The sequence below is a fragment of the Citrobacter sp. wls613 genome (assembly GCF_005281195.1).
Classification (GTDB): domain Bacteria; phylum Pseudomonadota; class Gammaproteobacteria; order Enterobacterales; family Enterobacteriaceae; genus Citrobacter; species Citrobacter gillenii.
Map to the genome: position 1 here is coordinate 19,255 of NZ_SZXN01000030.1, position 394 is coordinate 19,648.

1 pseudogene is annotated in these 394 nt (G+C 54.1%); it reads left to right on the forward strand.

Annotated elements, in window-relative coordinates:
• Positions 1 to 394 (forward strand): annotated as a pseudogene (locus tag FDX01_RS23160) (hypothetical protein); the annotation flags it as partial.

Genomic DNA, 394 nt, shown 5'->3' on the forward strand with positions numbered 1-394 from the left:
AGAGACTGGTGCGAAGCGCAGGGACTGAATTACTCAAGTGCGAAGCGCTATATCAAGGTAACGAGTTATGGTGCGAATTCGCAAAAGGGAAGTGCGAAGAAATCTGCGAATTCGCAGAAGCCATCAAAGACCATTCGCAACACCGTAAAGAAGCAAGAAGAAAACAGCGAATCGCAGAAACCCCCGATTTCCGGAGGCGCGAAACCGATACGCGGTACCAGGCGGTCACCTCCGACAAACCCATTCCAGCCCGGCAATCAGCATGCACTGAAACACGGTGGCTATGGTCGCCGCATGCTGCTCTCTGACGCTGTGACTGAAGATGCTCAGGCGCTGACGCTGGATGACGAATTATTCTGGCTGCGAGCTGCGAGCCTGACCGCTGCGGAGAATA